We start from the raw sequence: 16888 nt of genomic DNA on the forward strand, positions 1-16888 counted from the left end.
AGCCGAGCCCGTGACCGTGCGCGAGTACGGCACCCGTTATCTGCGGATCACCGTGCGCCACCACGGGGACGCGGAATTCAGCTGGCTGCGCGCACCCGGGCCGGCCCACACCCGTCCGCAGCGCCTTCCCCCCGTGGCGGTGGCCGCGGCACTGCGGCGCGTCGACACCGCCGCCGGTGACACGGCGGAAGGCCGGCGCGGTGCCCGGCTCGCCCTGGGGGAGTGGGCCGGCGGCGCGCGGCCGGGCGTGCGGTACCGCGTGCCGGGCGCGGTCTCGGTGGCCCGGCTGCTGCCCTCCGGCGACGACACCGCCTTCCGGCTCTCGGTGAGCGCGCTCGCGGACGCGGGCAGGACACTGCGGCGACTGCACCGGGAGCCGTGGGAGTTGCCGGAGCGGCCGCCGCACCCCGGCATGCGACGGCTCCGCGCCTGGATCCTGGGGGAGGGGACCGGCCCCGGTGCCACCCGGCTGCGGGCGCAGGCCCGCACCCGGCTCGGCCCCTCGCTGTGGGCGCGGCTGACGGACTGGTCAGCGGCCGCGAACGAACCGTCCGGCGGGGCAGCCGCGGTCCTGCTGCACGGTGCGCCCAGTACCGGCTGGCTGGTCCCCGCCCCGGCCGGAGGCCACGCCGCCCTGCTCACCGGCGAGGAGGTCACCGGGGGCGACCCGGCCCTCGACCTCGGCTGGATCCTCGGGGAGCTGCACGAACTGCGCACCGCCGCCGCACGGGGACTCGGCGCCGCCGGACAGGGCCCGCCGGTCGACTACCCGGCCGCGGCCCATGCCCTGCTCGCCGGGTACACCGGCGGTGCGGGCACCGCCGGTGCCTCCGCCCTCCCGCCCGGCACCGCACGCGCTGCCACCCTCCGACTGGCCGTCCACATGAGGGACTTCGCCTCGTTCGTCGGCTGGCACGAGGATCTGCACCGCTACTGCGACCTGCTGGCGGAGACGCTCACCGAGGACGGCGCCCCCGCCCTTCAGTGGGGCGTCAGCCGTTCGTGACGACTGAAGTCAGCCGTTCGTGGCGACCGTCGTCGCTACCGTCACCGCGATGATCGCCGTCAGCGCGTCCTCCGCGGCCTTCACGACGTGGCGCACCGCCGTCGCGGACCACTGGCCCCGCGAGACCGACTCCATCGCCGCCTCGACCCGGCGCGCGTCGGCGCCGGGGAAGGCGAGACGGTGCAGCTTCGCTCCGTGCAGGAGGGCGACCAGACTCGCCGTACGCTCGTCCGGCGCCGCGCCCGACAGGACGACCGCGTCGAGGCGCTGCCGCACCGCCGCCTCCACCGAGCCGTCGGCCTCCGGATAGCGGCGCACGGGGAAGAGGCCGAGCACCTTCTTCCTCTCCTCCCGGACCAGCCCCTTCCCGATCAGGCCCGTGTTCGCCCGGGCCACTGCGTCGGTCCTCAGCCGGTTGATCCAGTCCTTGGTGCTGCCCGGCCGGTCCTTGCCGGCGACGGCTTCGAGCGCGGCATCGAGGGCGGGCTCGCCCAGCGGCGTGGCGTCCAAAACGGTGACCTTGTCGTCCGACACGTCGATCCGGCCGGCCAGCGCGAGTTCCACCAGCGAGGCCGCGGCGATCGCAGGGGCCACCTTCGCCGACTCCTTGGCGGTGCCGGACTCGTCGTCCAGTGAGATGAGCAGGAGCTGCTCGCCCAGGGTGGTGGGGGTTTCCGTGGGGGCTTCCATGTGTCCGTTCCTCCGGGGTCCGGGTGGGGCCGGGCGTCGGCGACGAAGATCTTCGCCTCCGTCCTCTGGGACGCCCCTACCCGTACTTCCGTTCCCGCACCACCGGTCTTCACCACCGGATCCACCACCGGTCTTCACCGGCGGGGCGGCCGTGTCGGCGTGCTCGTGCCGTATCGGATCGGTGAGGATGAAGGGCCCGTCGGCCGACCCGAGGACGCAGTCATGTGCTGGAGCGCGGAGGCCGACCTCGTCGCGGGCGTCGGGATCGCCGCCGTCGGTGTGGCCTGTGTGAGGCGGGTACGACGGGGCCGTGACCTTCCGCTGGCCGCGCTGCCCCTGCTGCTCGGAGTGCACCAGATGGTCGAGGCGGCGGTCTGGGCCTCGGACGGAGGGAGCGGCCCGGCCACCCTCGCCTGGACGGTCATGGCCCTGCCACTGCTGGCGCTCTGGGTGCCGGCGGGCGTGCTGTGCGCCGCGCCACGGTCCGCGCGGCGCGGACCGACCGTGCCGCTCGCCGTCGGAGTCGCGACCGCGGCGGTGCTCGCGTACGTACTCGCCACGCGCCCGGTGCGGGCGGAGATCCGCGGCCACACCGTCGGCTACGTGATGGACCTGCCCCACGCCCCGGTGCTGACCGTGGGCTACCTCGTCGCCACGGTCGGCTCGCTGCTGCTGTCCGGCGACCGGGGCCTGCGCGTGCTGGGGATCCTGGCCGGCGCGGGCGCCCTGATCTGCTGGGTCCTGTGGCGGATGGAGTTCGTCTCGACCTGGTGCGCGTTCGCGGCGGTGTGCTCGGTGGTCCTGCTCGGCTGGGTGAACGCACGCCGAGCGCGATGAGCGGGGTCAGCGTCCTCGCAGGGCGTCAAGGGTCTGCAGCGCCACGTGGAGTTCGGTGCGCTGCTCGCCGGACTCGAGATCGCGGCCGAGCAATCGTTCGATCGTGCGCAGCCGTTGGTAGACGGTTTCCCGGGACACACCGATGGCGCGGGCGGCGACGGTCTTGTTGCCGGCGGCGTCCAGGTATCCGCGCAGGGTCGTCAGGAGGTCGGTGCCGTGGCGGGCGTCGTGGCCGAGGAGCCGGCCCAGCTGCCGCTCCGCGTACTCCTGCACCCGGGTGTCGTCGCGGAGCGCGAACAGCAGGCGGCGCAGACCGATGTCCGACCGTTCGTGGAAGGAGCGGTCCGGCGGGAGGGGCTGTTCCGGCCCGGTCGCCTCGGCCACCCGGGCCGCCTCGCGGAACGAGCGGGCGACGTCGGCGAGGTCCGCGGCCGGGGAGCCGGTGCACACGGTCGTGCCCGGGGCCGGGCCCAGTGCGGTGCGGCTCAGCCGCTCGACGGCCTGCCGCCAGGGCCGGGACGGGCGCAGCGCCAGCAGAACGCCGAGCCGGGTGGGACCGAGGAGGCCGACGAGGGCCGGGGCCCCCGTGGCGCCCAGTTCCTCGGCGAGGTGCACCTCGATCCTGGCGGTGTCCGCTGCCGCCGGGACGTCCACGAGCACGGCGACGAAGCGGGCGTCCTCCGTGGGCAGCCCCAGCGCCGCGACCCGGGCGCACGCGTCCGCGGGGGAGCGGTGGCGCTGCTCGAACAGGTCGCGCAGGGCGTTGCGGTGCGCGGTGCGTTCCCAGGGCGTGGGGTGGGTGAGACGGGCGATGGTGAGGGCCATCGCGGTCCGCTCCAGCACGGTGACGTCCTCGGGCCCGAAGACCGGGGACGTGGCCGAGTCGGACGGGCCGGGGAGCATGGCCACCCGTCCCCAGCCCTCGCCCTGGTACTCCACCGGGGCCACGAGCCAGCCCTCGGGGCCGCGCAGACCGGTGTGGTCGGCGGGCGGGGTGGCCCGGGAACGCCGTTCCCAGTCGGTGAGCGCGGCCTCCGTCGTACTGCCGGAGGGTTCGCAGACCATCGCCCGGTGGACCAGGTTCTCCAGTACGACCGTGTGCCCGCTCATCTCCGCCGCGGCGCGCAGCACGTCCTCGGGGCCGGCGCCGCGCAGGGTGAGGGCGGTGAACGCCTCGTGGACGCGCTGGGTCCTGCGCATCGCGTCCGCCTGGCTGCCGAGGATCAGCGTGTGGACGACCTGGGTCACCTCCAGGAAGTTGACGTCCTTGGCGAGGGTGACGAGAGGCAGGCCGCGCGACCGGCAGGCGTGGACCAGGGCGTCGGGCGGCCGGTGGTAGCGGCGGACGAGTTCGATGACGAGGGCCGCGGCACCGACAGCGGCCAGTTCGTCCACGTAGCGGCGTACACCGGCGGGGTCGTCGGGCAGCGGCATGCCGGTGGTGAGGACGAGTTCGCCGCCCTTGAGGAAGGAGGCCGGGTCCGTCAGTTCGGTGATGTGCACCCAGCGGACCGGACGGTCGGTGTGGTCCCGGCCGGTCACCACCTGCGGATCTCCACCGGCCAGGACGGGCAGCGCCAGCACGTCGGCCACGGTGAGCGGACGGCCTGCCGGTACCGGGCCTCTGCGCTGGTCCTCGCTCACGGTGCCTCCCTGCCCCCGCCACTCTGACAAGCCGCGCTGACCTGCGCAAGGGAGCCCAGGCGGCGGCCGTGGCACGCGTGACGGACGCGGCGGGGCCGCGTCGGTTGACACATCGTCCGGATACCGCGCCCCGGCCGGACAGATCACGCGTTGTCCGGCCGTGGACCGCGGGCATGCTCGGGGAACCGCAGCACGAACGACGACCAGGCCGGGAGACGAGCATGACCGCACTGTCGCCGCACCTTCGCCAGGCCACACCCGTGGTGGCCGTCCGGGGCGAGGGCGTCCACATCCATGGCGAGGACGGCCGCCGCTATCTGGACTTCACCGCCGGCATCGGAGTCACCAGCACCGGACACTGCCACCCCAGGGTCGTGGCCGCCGCCCAGGAGCAGGTGGCCACGCTGGTCCACGGTCAGTACACGACCGTCATGCACCCGCCGCTGCGGCACCTCGTCGACAAGCTCGGCGAGGTGCTGCCGGCCGGTCTGGACAGCCTGTTCTTCACCAATTCCGGCAGCGAGGCGGTGGAGGCGGCGCTGCGCCTGGCCCGCCAGGCCACCGGCCGGCCCAACGTCCTGGTCTGCCACGGCGGTTTCCACGGCCGCACCGTCGCCGCCGCCTCCATGACCACCTCCGGCACCCGCTTCAGGTCCGGCTTCTCACCGCTGATGAGCGGCGTGGTCGTCACCCCCTTCCCGACGGCCTACCGCTACGGCTGGGACGAGGAGACCGCCACCCGCTTCGCCCTCCGGGAGCTCGACTACACCCTCCAGACCATCTCCTCGCCCGCCGACACCGCGGCCGTCATCGTCGAGCCGGTACTCGGCGAGGGCGGGTACGTCCCCGCGACCCGCGCCTTCATGGAGGGCCTGCGGGAACGCGCGGACCGACACGGCTTCCTGCTGATCCTGGACGAGGTGCAGACCGGCGTGGGCCGCACCGGCCGGTTCTGGGGCCACGAGCACTTCGGCGTCACCCCGGACATCCTCGTCACCGCCAAGGGCCTGGCCAGCGGATTCCCGCTGTCCGGGATCGCCGCGTCCGAGGAGCTGATGCGCAAGGCGTGGGCGGGCTCGCAGGGCGGCACGTACGGCGCCAACGCGGTGGCGTGCGCGGCGGCCTGCGCCACGCTCGACGTCGTACGCGACGAGAAGCTCGTGGAGAACGCCGAGACGATGGGGGCGCGGCTGCGCCACGGGCTGGAGGCGGTGGCCGCCCGGACCCCGGCCGTCGGGGACGTACGCGGACTGGGACTGATGCTGGGCAGCGAGTTCGTCACCGAGGACGGCGACCCGGACCCCGAGACCGCCGCCCGGGTCCAGCGGGCCGCCGTCGACGAGGGCCTGCTGTTGCTGCTCTGCGGGGCCTGGAACCAGGTGGTCCGGATGATCCCCGCACTGGTGATCGGCGAGTCGGACGTCGACGAGGGGCTCCGGGCGTGGGCGGCCGCCGTCGAGGCGGGCACGTCGGGAGCGGCGGACCGATGAACACGGCGAGGAAGGACCTCATGACCGGCACACCGACCCGGCTGTTCGTCGGCGGCGCCTGGACGGACGCCGCGGACGGCGCCGTCATGCCCGTGGACGACCCCGCGACCGGCGAGATCCTCTGCCATGTCGCCGACGCGGGCCCCAAGGACGCCCGCCTCGCCCAGGACGCGGCGCTCCAGGCGCAGGAGGAGTGGGCCCGTACGGCGCCGCGGGCGCGCAGCGAGATCCTGCGCCGCGCCTACGAGATCGTCCTCGACCGCACCGACGAACTGGCCCACCTGATGACGTCCGAGATGGGCAAGCCACTGACCGAGGCCAGGGGAGAGGTGGCGTACGCGGCGGAGTTCTTCCGCTGGTTCTCCGAGGAGGCCGTCCGCATCGACGGCGGCCACGGCATCCTCCCCGACGGACGCAACCGCATGCTGCTCTCCCGGCGCCCGGTCGGGCCCTGTCTGCTGATCACACCGTGGAACTTCCCGCTGGCCATGGGCACCCGCAAGATCGGCCCGGCGATCGCGGCCGGCTGCACGATGGTGCTCAAGCCCGCCCCGCAGACCCCGCTCTCCAGCCTGGCCCTGGCCGCCGTCCTCAAGGAGGCGGGACTGCCGGACGGGGTACTGAACGTGATCACCACCTCCCGGGCGGGGGAGGTGTGCGAACCCCTCCTGCGCGGCGGGCGGATCCGCAAGCTGTCCTTCACCGGCTCCACGCAGGTCGGCCGGCTCCTGCTCGCCCAGTGCGCCGACACGGTCGTACGCGCCTCGATGGAGCTGGGCGGCAACGCGCCGTTCATCGTCCTCGACGACGCCGACCTGGACGCGGCCGTGGACGGCGCGATGATCGCCAAGATGCGCAACATGGGCGAGGCGTGCACCGCCGCCAACCGGTTCTTCGTCCACCGCTCGGTGGCCGGGGAGTTCGCTGGGCGCCTCGCCCGGCGGATGGAAGCGCTGGTGGTGGGCCCCGGCACCCGGGACGGCGTCGACGTCGGCCCGCTCATCGACGCCACCGGACGCGCCAAGGTCGAGGACCTGGTGTCCGACGCGGTGGAGCGCGGCGCGCGGGTCCTCTGCGGCGGCCGTACGCCCGAAGGGCCCGGCTGCTTCTACCCGCCCACGGTGCTCACCGACGTCAGTCCGGACAGCCGCCTGATGGGTACGGAGATCTTCGGCCCCGTGGCGGCGATCCTCACCTTCGACGACGAGGACGAGGTGGTACGCCGCGCCAACGACACCCCCTGGGGGCTCGTCGGCTACGTCTTCACCGGCGGCCTCGACCGCGCCCTGCGCGTCAGTGAACGCCTCGAGGTCGGCATGGTCGGCCTCAACACCGGGCTCGTCTCCAATCCGGCCGCGCCCTTCGGCGGCGTCAAGCAGTCCGGGCTCGGCCGGGAGGGCGGCACGGTGGGGATCGAAGAGTTCCTGGAGTACCAGTACATCGCGATGCCGACGGCGCGGTGACCACCCGGGCTTTGCATGGCCATGCGTCATCATGCATACTCTTCCTATGTCCAAGGTCCTCACCTCCCTTCCCACCGGCGAGCGCGTCGGTATCGCCTTCTCGGGCGGCCTCGACACCTCGGTCGCGGTCGCGTGGATGCGTGACAAGGGCGCCGTCCCCTGCACGTACACCGCCGACATCGGCCAGTACGACGAGCCCGACATCGCATCGGTGCCCGACCGCGCCAAGACCTACGGCGCCGAGATCGCGCGCCTAGTCGACTGCCGGGCGGCGCTGGTCGAGGAGGGCCTGGCCGCGCTCACCTGCGGGGCGTTCCACATCCGCTCGGGCGGGCGGGCCTACTTCAACACCACGCCGCTGGGCCGTGCCGTCACCGGCACGCTCCTCGTCCGGGCGATGCTCGAGGACGACGTCCAGATCTGGGGCGACGGCTCCACGTTCAAGGGCAACGACATCGAGCGGTTCTACCGGTACGGCCTGCTCGCCAACCCCCAGCTGCGGATCTACAAGCCGTGGCTGGATGCCGACTTCGTGACCGAGCTGGGCGGCCGCAAGGAGATGTCGGAGTGGCTCCTCGCCCACGACCTCCCCTACCGGGACTCCACGGAGAAGGCGTACTCCACCGACGCCAACATCTGGGGCGCCACCCACGAGGCCAAGACGCTGGAGCACCTCGACACCGGTGTGGAGACCGTGGAGCCCATCATGGGCGTGCGGTTCTGGGACCCGTCGGTCGACATCGCCGCCGAGGACGTCACGATCGGCTTCGACCAGGGCCGCCCGGTGACGGTCAACGGCAAGGAGTTCGCCTCCCCCGTCGACCTGGTGATGGAGGCCAACGCCATCGGCGGCCGCCACGGCATGGGCATGTCCGACCAGATCGAGAACCGGATCATCGAGGCCAAGAGCCGCGGCATCTACGAGGCGCCCGGCATGGCCCTGCTGCACGCGGCCTACGAGCGCCTCGTCAACGCGATCCACAACGAGGACACCCTCGCCCAGTACCACACGGAGGGACGGCGCCTGGGCCGGCTGATGTACGAGGGCCGCTGGCTGGACCCGCAGTCGCTGATGATCCGCGAGTCGCTCCAGCGCTGGGTCGGCTCGGCCGTCACCGGCGAGGTCACGCTGCGGCTGCGGCGCGGCGAGGACTACTCGATCCTCGACACCACGGGCCCGGCGTTCAGCTACCACCCGGACAAGCTGTCGATGGAGCGCACCGACGACTCCGCGTTCGGCCCGGTGGACCGGATCGGCCAGCTCACCATGCGCAACCTCGACATCGCCGACTCCCGCGCCAAGCTGGAGCAGTACGCCGGACTCGGGCTCATCGGCACCGCCAATCCCGCCATCGGTGCCGCCCAGGCCGCCTCGACCGGGCTGATCGGCGCCATGCCGGAGGGCGGCGCGCAGGCCATCGCCTCACGCGGCGGGGTCTCCGGCGACGACGAGCTGCTGGACCGTGCCGCCATGGAGTTCGGCACGGACTGATCCGTCCCCCTGGGGGACCCCTCACCGGCAAGGGCCGGCTCGACGCCTACGGGCGCCGAGTCGGCCCTTCTGTTTCTCATAGCGGTGCATGACTTGCGTGCGCGATGGGATCTGAACGGCATCTGCATGTCTCGATGGTGACTACTTGCCTGTTCAACGCGGACGCAAGAGATCCGCAAGCTGTGCAAGCCGCTTACGTACCAAATCCCGCCGCAACGAGGACCGTTGACAAACAGGTGACGCAATAGAAATCTGATGACGCACTTTCCGCAAAGAATCGACTGTCCTGCTCAATTGGCGCGCATGGTCGGTGCCTGCCCTCCCCGTCGACCTGTCGCGCTCCCCGACTCCCCACGGAACAGAGGACCCCCATGAGATGGAGATCCCTCGGCCGACGGTCGCTGACGGGCGCCGTCGTGGCCGGGCTGATGACGGTCGGGCTGCTCCCGCTGCCCTTCGCGTCCGGCGCGCACGCCGCGACGGCCGCCGCCGACGTCAACCTCGCCCTCGGCCGTCCGGCCACGGCCGGCGGCTCACACGGCGCGTACCCGGCCGGCAACACCACCGACGGCACCCAGGCGTCCTACTGGGAGGGCCCGGCCGGCTCCTTCCCCCAGTGGGTGCAGGTCGACCTCGGCGAGGCCCGCAACGTCGAGCGGGTGGTCCTGAAACTGCCCGCCGGCTGGGAGAGCCGCAGCCAGACCCTCTCCCTCCGGGGCAGCACCGACGGCTCCACCTTCAGCGCCCTCGCCGGCCCCGCAGCACGGGCGTTCAGCCCGGACCGGACCAACACCGTCGCCGTCGGCCTCACCTCCCCCTCCGACGCCCGCTACGTCCGCGTCCACGTCACCGGCAACACCGGCTGGAACGCCGCACAGCTGGCCGAACTGGAGGTGTACGGCGAGGAAGTGGTCACCGAGCCGCCCCCCACCGGCACCAACCTGGCCCGCAACAAGCCGGTCGAGGCCACCTCGTCGGTGCACTCCTACGTCGCGGCCAACGCCACCGACGACTCCATCTCCACCTACTGGGAAGCGGTCGGCCACCCCGCCGACCTCACCGTGCGGCTCGGCGCCGACGCGGACATCAGCGCCGTGGTCGCCAAGCTCGACCCGGACCCCGTCTGGGCCGCCCGGACCCAGAGCATCCAGGTGCTCGGCCGTGCGCAGGGCCGGAGCGACTTCACCTCGCTGCGCGCCCGCGCCGACTACTCCTTCAGTCCGGGCAAGGACAACACGGTGACCATCCCGGTCACCGGCCGCGTGTCCGACGTACGGCTCAGGTTCTTCTCCAACACCGGCGCGCCCGGCGGCCAGGTCGCCGAGTTCCAGGTCGTCGGCACCGCCGCGCCCGCGCCCGACCTGACCGTCACCGGCCTCGCCTGGTCACCCGCCGACCCCTCCGAGCGGGACGAGGTCACCGTGAACGCCACGGTCCGCAACGCCGGCACCGCGCGTTCGGCCGCGACGACCGCGGACGTCACCGTGGAGGGAACGGCCGCCGGCAGCGCGGAGATACCCGCGCTCGGCCCCGGTGAGTCCGCCGAGGTCGCCGTCGCCACCGGCACCCACGCGGCCGGCGACTACGCGGTCGCCGCGGTCGCCGACCCGCGCGACACGGTCGCCGAACTGGACGACTCGAACAACAGCCGCACCGCCGCCGACCGGCTGGTCGTCGACCGGGCCCCGGGACCCGACCTGGAGGTGCGCTCCATCACCACCAATCCGGCCAACCCGGCCGTGGGCGCGGAGGTCTCCTTCACCGTCGCCGTGCACAACCGCGGCACGAGCACCGTCGGGGCCGGCTCGGTGACCCGGCTCCAGGCCGGCACCACCACCCTGGACGGCACGACGGCCGAGGTCGCCGCCGGTGCCACGGTGACGGTGCCGATCAGCGGCACCTGGACGGCGGTCAGTGGCGGGGTCATCCTCAGCGCGACCGCCGACGCGACCGGCGTCGTCACCGAGACCAACGAGAACAACAACGTGCTCGCCAAGTCCGTCGTCGTCGGACGCGGCGCCGCCGTGCCGTACACCGAGTACGAGGCGGAGGAAGGCCGTCACAACGGCACCCTGCTCACCGCCGACGCCAAGCGCACCTTCGGGCACACCAACTTCGGCACCGAGTCGTCCGGCCGCAAGTCCGTCCGGCTCGACTCGACCGGTGAGTACGTCGAGTTCACCTCCACCACGCCCACCAACTCCATCGTGGTGCGCAACTCCGTCCCCGACGCCCCCGGCGGTGGGGGAGCGGAGGCCACGATCAGCCTCTACGCCGACGGCGACTTCGTACAGAAGCTGACCCTGTCGTCCAAGCACAGCTGGCTGTACGGCAACACCGACGACCCCGAGGGCCTCACCAACCGGCCCGGCGGCGACGCGCGGCGGCTGTTCGACGAGTCCCACGCGCTGCTGGACCGGACCTTCCCGCAGGGCACCGAGTTCCGCCTCCAGCGCGACGCCGGCGACTCGGCCGCCTTCCACGTCATCGACCTGATCGACCTGGAGCAGGTCGCGCCCCCGGCGCCCAAGCCGGCGAACTGCACCTCGATCACCGAGTACGGGGCCGTCCCCGGCGACGGACTCGACGACACCGACGCCATCCAGCGCGCCGTCACCGCCGACCAGGCGGGCGAGATCCCCTGCGTGTGGATCCCGGCCGGGCAGTGGCGTCAGGAGCAGAAGATCCTCACCGACGACCCGCAGAACCGCGGCCAGCACAACCAGGTCGGCATCCGCGACGTCACCATCCGCGGTGCGGGCATGTGGCACTCCCAGCTCCACACCCTGACCCCGCCGCACGAGGCCGGCGGCATCAACCACCCGCACGAGGGCAACTTCGGCTTCGACATCGACGACAACACCCAGATCTCCGACATCGCGATCTTCGGCTCGGGCACCATCCGCGGCGGTGACGGCAACCATGAGGGAGGCGTCGGCCTCAACGGCCGCTTCGGCGAGGACACCAAGATCAGCAACGTGTGGATCGAGCACGCCAACGTCGGCGTCTGGGCCGGCCGCGACTACTCGAACATCCCCGAGCTGTGGGGACCCGGTGACGGCCTGGAGTTCACCGGCATGCGCATCCGCAACACCTACGCCGACGGTATCAACTTCGCCAACGGCACCCGCGACTCCACGGTCTACAACTCCTCCTTCCGCAACACCGGCGACGACTCGCTCGCGGTGTGGGCCAGCAAGTACGTGAAGGACACCTCCGTGGACGTCGGCCACGACAACCACTTCCGCAACAACACCATCCAGCTCCCCTGGCGGGCCAACGGCATCGCGGTCTACGGCGGTTACGGCAACACCGTCGAGAACAACGTCATCTCCGACACGATGAACTACCCCGGCATCATGCTCGCCACCGACCACGACCCGCTGCCCTTCTCCGGGCAGACCCTCATCGCGGGCAACGCCCTGCACCGGACGGGCGGCGCGTTCTGGAACGAGGACCAGGAGTTCGGCGCCATCACCCTCTTCGCGCAGGGGCAGGACATCCCCGGCGTGACCATCAGGGACACCGACATCCTCGACTCGACCTATGACGGCATCCAGTTCAAGACGGGAGGTGGTGCGATGCCGGACGTGAAGATCCAGAACGTCCGCATCGACAAGTCCAACAACGGATCGGGCATCCTCGCGATGGGCGGCGCCCGAGGCAGCGCCACCCTGACCGACGTCACGATCACCAACTCGGCAGAGGAGGACGTGACGATCGAACCGGGATCGCAGTTCAAGATCAACCGGTGAGGTCGGCCGGCGGTCCAGCCGGGGACCGCCGGCAGCACCCGCTCGGCGACGCGGAGCACCATCGCGTCGTCGGGCGGCATGCCGTCCCCGCGCCAGACGGAGAGTTCGTGGGAGCCGCCGCTGTCCTTGGCGTCCTGGGCCACCATCAGGCTGCGGGCGATGCCGCCCGGACCGGCGTCCGCCCCGTCGCCGCCGAGGGAGATGGCGATGGTCCGGTTCGAGTAGAGGGCCGCCGCGCGTCCCAGGACCCTCTTCGCCTGCGCGGCCTTTCCCAGGTGGCCGGCCCCCGTTTCCCGGAGCTATGAGCGTCGGCCCGGGCGATGGTCCACATGCCGCCCGCCAGCGCACCGACCAGCACCACCGCGGTGATCGCCTGGGCCGCCGCGCTCATGCCCTTCTCGGGTCTCGCGGAAGCGTCCGTCATGCCCCCTGCCCCCGTTTCACGTGCGCGTTCCTTGCGCGTGGCGGAGCCGGTCCGGTGATCCTCCGACGGGGAAGCGGGAATCGTCCGCAAGGCGCTCGGTGTTGAGCTCCGCGACCGCGCCGAGCGCGTCACCGATCGTCGCGTAGTCCACCGCGATGAAGTTGACCGGTCTGCCGCGCTGCCGCTCACAGGAGTGCGCCCGCTCCAGCACCCGCTGCCGGGAGTTGACGAGCCCGGCGTCCAGCCGCAGCCCGCCGCCGGCCGTGACGAAGTGGTTGAGCAGGAACAGCCGCTTGTCGGCGCCGCCCCGGTTCGGCAGGCAGGACATCTCGTCCGGGCTGCGGAACGCGAACGGCGTCTCCATGCCGTACCGGTAGAGGTCCCGGTACCACGGCGCGGGCCCGTCGGCCTTCTCCGCGAAGACGACCAGGCGCCGGCCGCTGTCGATCATGCCGCCCAGCTTCGGCCACGGCCGGTCCGGGTCCGCGTCCGGCTCGAACAGCAGGTCGGACAAGCCGGCCTGCCGGAAGGCGCTCTGGGCCGCCACGGAGTCGACGCCGTCCTGGAGGATCAGGGTGACGACCTCCGTGGGGTTCGCGCGCAGCCAGTCGCCGATCTGGCGCAGTGTGGGTGTCAGTTCGAGAGCCCCGGCGCCGCACACCGAGTGGCACAGCCACATCCCGGGGTGGGGCGGGTTCACCCGCTCCAGGATCGAGGTGAGCCGGCGGCGCAGGGCCGGGGAGAAGTCCGAGGTGCTCAGCCGTTCCGCGACCTCCTCGGGCCGCTCCCAGCGGTGGGTGTCGAGGAGCAGGACCCGTACCCCGGCGTTGAGCTGACCGACGATGTCCGGGTCCTGGAGGGGGCCGATGAACCGGTCCGCCGTCGTGGCCATCGCGTTGTGCGACGCGAGCTGGGCGATCTCGTCGTAGCGGGCGTCGCACAGCTCGGCGCTGCCCTGGCAGATGCGCGGTGAGGAGCCGGTGATCGCCACCGGCGCCAGCATCGTGCCCACGAGCGCGCACGCCGTGACGGCGAAGGTCAGGGTGGGGCCGTGCCGCGGATCGGTGAGCACCGGCACGCCGGGCCTGGTCTGCCAGACCCAGCCGACGGTGATCAGCAGGGCGCCGGCGGCGAGCAGGATCACCGCTACGACGGTCGCGCTGGTCAGGAGCTGGTCGACGGCGGTGGCCCGAATGTCGCCGAGGAGGTCCGACGCCGCGGGAGGCCACGCCGCGGGCGTGTCGAACAGCGCGTTGCCCAGTGTGAGACGCAGCAGGAGTACCGACAGCGCCATCACCGAGGCGGCGGCGGCCGGCACCCAGCCGAGCGGCATCAGCCGGCGCTTGGTGGGGGAGGGCGTGAGGAACCACAGCAGGGTGAGCGCGGCGGCGCAGAGCACGGCCGCCGCCGGTTCCACCACCTCCTGGAAGAGGCGGGAGATGGAACGTGCGCGGTCCACGGGGGCCAGTGCCTCGTGCGAGGGGTCGAGGTCGACGGTGATGACCCACGCGCCTTCGCCCGCGTCCCGCAGCAGCTCCGCGGCGGCTGCCCGGACCCGGTCCGTCAGCGCGACCGGCGCGACCGCGGCCAGCGCCGCCGCCACGTCACCCCGGTCCAGTGCCGTCTGCACCGTGGGCCTGGTGACGGCGCGCGCGTCCGACGGCACCAGTCGCATCAGCGCGTCCGCGGTCGCGACCGCCTGGCCGTGGGAGAGCGGCAGCGACGGCAGGCCCTCCAGCGGCGCCTCACCGGCCACCACCTGCGCCGCCAGTTCGGACAGGCGCTGCACGAAGGCCTGGAAGTCCGGTTCGGACCGTTGCTGCAGGGCGGCGACGGCGTCACCGAAGTAGGCCCGGGTGAGCCGTTCGACGTTCGCGACGACGGGCTCCAGGTCCACCGTGATGCGAAGCCGGTCGCGGTCACCCTCCAGGTACTCGATCACTTCGGCGATCTGCCGGTCACCCATGGCCCGAAGCGTCTCCGGAGGAATCACGACCTTGAGGTTCGAGGTGATGGTCGACTGCGGAACGGGCAGTCGGTCCAGCAGTTCCCGGGCCAGCGGCGTACTGTCCGGGTCGACCAGCACCTCGTCGTAGAACCGCTGGTAGGCCCGCTCGTCCTCCAGCACCTGGCCGTAGAACTTCGGATCGAGCACGGTGCTGCGCACGACGGCGGCCGCGGCCAGGACGGTCAGGCTCAGCACCGCGACGCACCAGACCAGCACCTCGATCCAGGGCGAGCGCCGACCCAGTGCGTTCATGGCCCCATTCTCGTTACGGCCGACCGTCGTGCGACACGGCGTCCGAGTGGGGAACGCCATCACACTCATGCCCCGGCCCGGTCGGCCGATGCCGGTCAGCCTCCGCTCAGGGCTTCCTCCACGGCGACACTCGGCTGCGGTGTACGCAGCGCCGGCGACGTCCGCCGGGACCGTCCGTCGCCGCCGGGAAGGCGGCGCACACGTCGTCAGCCTTCCCGCAGCGGGTACGCGACGGGCATCCGGAGGGCGGGCGGCGGCCGAGTGGACGCTCTCGCGTCCTGATCCGGCACGCGCGAGGGGCGGTGGAAGCCATGCCCATGACCCACCGCCCCTCGCGCACACCGCTCCGTCCGGGGATCAGACCGCCGGGGCCGGGTACGTCGGGTACTCCACCCCGGAGACGTGCTGCACGACGCGCACGACCTGGCAGGAGTAGCCGAACTCGTTGTCGTACCAGAGGTAGAGGATCGCGTTGTCGCCCTCGACCTTCAGCGCGCCGGCGTCCACGATCGAGGCGTGGCGCGAGCCGATGAAGTCGCTGGAGACCGCGTCGGGGGCGCTGATGAAGTCGATCTGGCGCTTGAGCGGCGAGGTCAGCGACACGTCGCGCAGGTGGTCGAGGACCTCCTCGCGGCTCGCCTCACGGGCGAGCTGCAGGTTGAGGATCGCGATCGACACGTCCGGCACCGGGACGCGGATCGAGCTGCCGGTGATCTTGGCCTTGAGGTCCGGGAGGGCCTTGGCGACGGCGGAGGCGGCACCCGTCTCGGTGATGACCATGTTCAGCGGCGCGCTGCGGCCGCGGCGGTCCGACTTGTGGTAGTTGTCCAGCAGGTTCTGGTCGTTGGTGAACGAGTGGACCGTCTCCACGTGGCCGCGCAGCACGCCGTACTCGTCGGCCATCGCCTTCAGCGGCGGGACGATCGCGTTGGTGGTGCAGGACGCGCAGGACAGGATCCGCTCGTCCGGCTTGATGGTGTCGTGGTTGACGCCGTGCACGATGTTGGGGACGTCGCCCTTGCCCGGCGCGGTCAGGACGACCTTGTCGATGCCGGGGCGCAGGTGCTTCGACAGGCCCTCGCGGTCGCGCCACTTGCCGGTGTTGTCGATGAGGATGGCGTTCTTGATGCCGTACGCCGTGTAGTCGACCTGCGTCGGGTCGTCGGCGTAGATCACCTTGACGGCGTTGCCGTTGGCGAGGATCGTGCTGTTGTCCTCGTCGACGGTGATCGTGCCCTGGAACTGGCCGTGCACGGAGTCGCGGCGCAGCAGCGAGGCGCGCTTGACGAGATCCTGCTCCCCGCCGCCCCGGACCACGATGGCGCGCAGCCGCAGGCCGTTGCCCGAGCCCGCCTTCTCGATGAGCAGGCGGGCGACGAGCCTGCCGATACGGCCGAAGCCGTACAGGACGACGTCGCGCCCCTCGCGCCGGTCGATCTTGTTGGCGCCCGTGGCCCCGGCGACGGCGTCGGCGGTGAACTCCTCCACGGTCAGCCCGCGGTCGTCGCTCCTGTAGGTCGCGGCGAGCATGCCGATGTCGATCTGCGAGGGACCGAGGTCGAGCGTGGTGAGGGCCCGCAGGAAGGGCATCGTCTCGGTGACCGACAGCTCCGCACCGGCGATCTGGCGGGCGAAGCGGTGGGTCTTGAGGATGCTGACCACAGACTTGTTCACCAGGGAACGGCTGTGCAGCAGGATCGTGACGTCCTGCTCCCGGTGCAGCTTCCCGATCATCGGGATCATCGATTCCGCGATCTCTTCGCGGTTCTTCCAGTTGGTGAACGAGTCGTCGTTGGCAGTCACGTCTCTATCTTTCGAGCTAGGCGG

The 16888-nt window shown here is 72.1% G+C and carries 11 protein-coding genes; 6 read left to right on the plus strand and 5 right to left on the minus strand.

Features of this window, described 5'->3' with window-relative positions; genetic code table 11:
* Positions 1-10 precede the first annotated feature (10 nt).
* Positions 11-1006, plus strand: a complete 996-nt coding sequence (locus ACIQ1J_RS17385) for a hypothetical protein (RefSeq protein ID WP_403557513.1) — start codon at positions 11-13, stop codon at positions 1004-1006.
* A 9-nt stretch (positions 1007-1015) separates the two neighbouring features.
* On the opposite strand, the gene ACIQ1J_RS17390 is transcribed toward ACIQ1J_RS17385, so the two are convergent.
* Complete coding sequence (locus ACIQ1J_RS17390) at positions 1016-1696, minus strand: GPP34 family phosphoprotein (protein ID WP_403557514.1); 681 nt, start codon at positions 1694-1696, stop codon at positions 1016-1018.
* A 222-nt stretch (positions 1697-1918) separates the two neighbouring features.
* Here ACIQ1J_RS17390 and ACIQ1J_RS17395 point away from each other — a divergent pair, with 222 nt between their 5' ends.
* Positions 1919-2533 carry a DUF6629 family protein gene (locus tag ACIQ1J_RS17395; protein WP_403557515.1) on the plus strand — a complete coding sequence of 205 codons (615 nt, stop codon included), beginning with the start codon at positions 1919-1921 and terminating at the stop codon, positions 2531-2533.
* A gap of 6 nt (positions 2534-2539) precedes the next feature.
* On the opposite strand, the gene ACIQ1J_RS17400 is transcribed toward ACIQ1J_RS17395, so the two are convergent.
* On the minus strand, positions 2540-4177 hold the full coding sequence (locus ACIQ1J_RS17400) for a PucR family transcriptional regulator (protein ID WP_403557516.1): 1638 nt from the start codon (positions 4175-4177) through the stop codon (positions 2540-2542).
* A 221-nt stretch (positions 4178-4398) separates the two neighbouring features.
* On the opposite strand from ACIQ1J_RS17400, the gene ACIQ1J_RS17405 reads away from it, so the two are divergent.
* The 4 genes from ACIQ1J_RS17405 to ACIQ1J_RS17420 all read left to right on the plus strand — a co-directional run bounded on the left by ACIQ1J_RS17405 (position 4399) and on the right by ACIQ1J_RS17420 (position 12377).
* Positions 4399-5667, plus strand: a complete 1269-nt coding sequence (locus ACIQ1J_RS17405; RefSeq protein WP_403557517.1) for an aspartate aminotransferase family protein — start codon at positions 4399-4401, stop codon at positions 5665-5667.
* A gap of 20 nt (positions 5668-5687) precedes the next feature.
* Positions 5688-7130 carry an NAD-dependent succinate-semialdehyde dehydrogenase gene (locus tag ACIQ1J_RS17410; protein ID WP_403557518.1) on the plus strand — a complete coding sequence of 481 codons (1443 nt, stop codon included), beginning with the start codon at positions 5688-5690 and terminating at the stop codon, positions 7128-7130.
* Between the two features lie 46 nt (positions 7131-7176).
* Complete coding sequence (argG, locus tag ACIQ1J_RS17415; RefSeq protein WP_403557519.1) at positions 7177-8622, plus strand: argininosuccinate synthase; 1446 nt, start codon at positions 7177-7179, stop codon at positions 8620-8622.
* Between the two features lie 371 nt (positions 8623-8993).
* The gene (locus ACIQ1J_RS17420) at positions 8994-12377 is read left to right on the plus strand and encodes a CARDB domain-containing protein (RefSeq protein ID WP_403557520.1); all 3384 of its coding nucleotides are present in this window, start codon (positions 8994-8996) and stop codon (positions 12375-12377) included.
* Between the two features lie 145 nt (positions 12378-12522).
* On the opposite strand, the gene ACIQ1J_RS17425 is transcribed toward ACIQ1J_RS17420, so the two are convergent.
* The 3 genes from ACIQ1J_RS17425 to ACIQ1J_RS17435 form a co-directional block, all read right to left on the minus strand.
* Complete coding sequence (locus ACIQ1J_RS17425) at positions 12523-12801, minus strand: DUF6215 domain-containing protein (RefSeq protein WP_403557521.1); 279 nt, start codon at positions 12799-12801, stop codon at positions 12523-12525.
* 16 nt (positions 12802-12817) lie between these two features.
* Positions 12818-15061, minus strand: a complete 2244-nt coding sequence (locus tag ACIQ1J_RS17430; protein WP_403557522.1) for a hypothetical protein — start codon at positions 15059-15061, stop codon at positions 12818-12820.
* Positions 15062-15418: 357 nt separating this feature from the next.
* Entirely contained in the window at positions 15419-16864 is a 1446-nt protein-coding gene (locus tag ACIQ1J_RS17435) for a glyceraldehyde-3-phosphate dehydrogenase (RefSeq protein WP_403557523.1), read from the minus strand.
* Positions 16865-16888 lie beyond the last annotated feature (24 nt).

Origin of the sequence: Streptomyces sp. NPDC097107, from assembly GCF_044762405.1 — a bacterium.
GTDB classification, from domain to species: Bacteria; Actinomycetota; Actinomycetes; order Streptomycetales; family Streptomycetaceae; genus Streptomyces; species Streptomyces thinghirensis.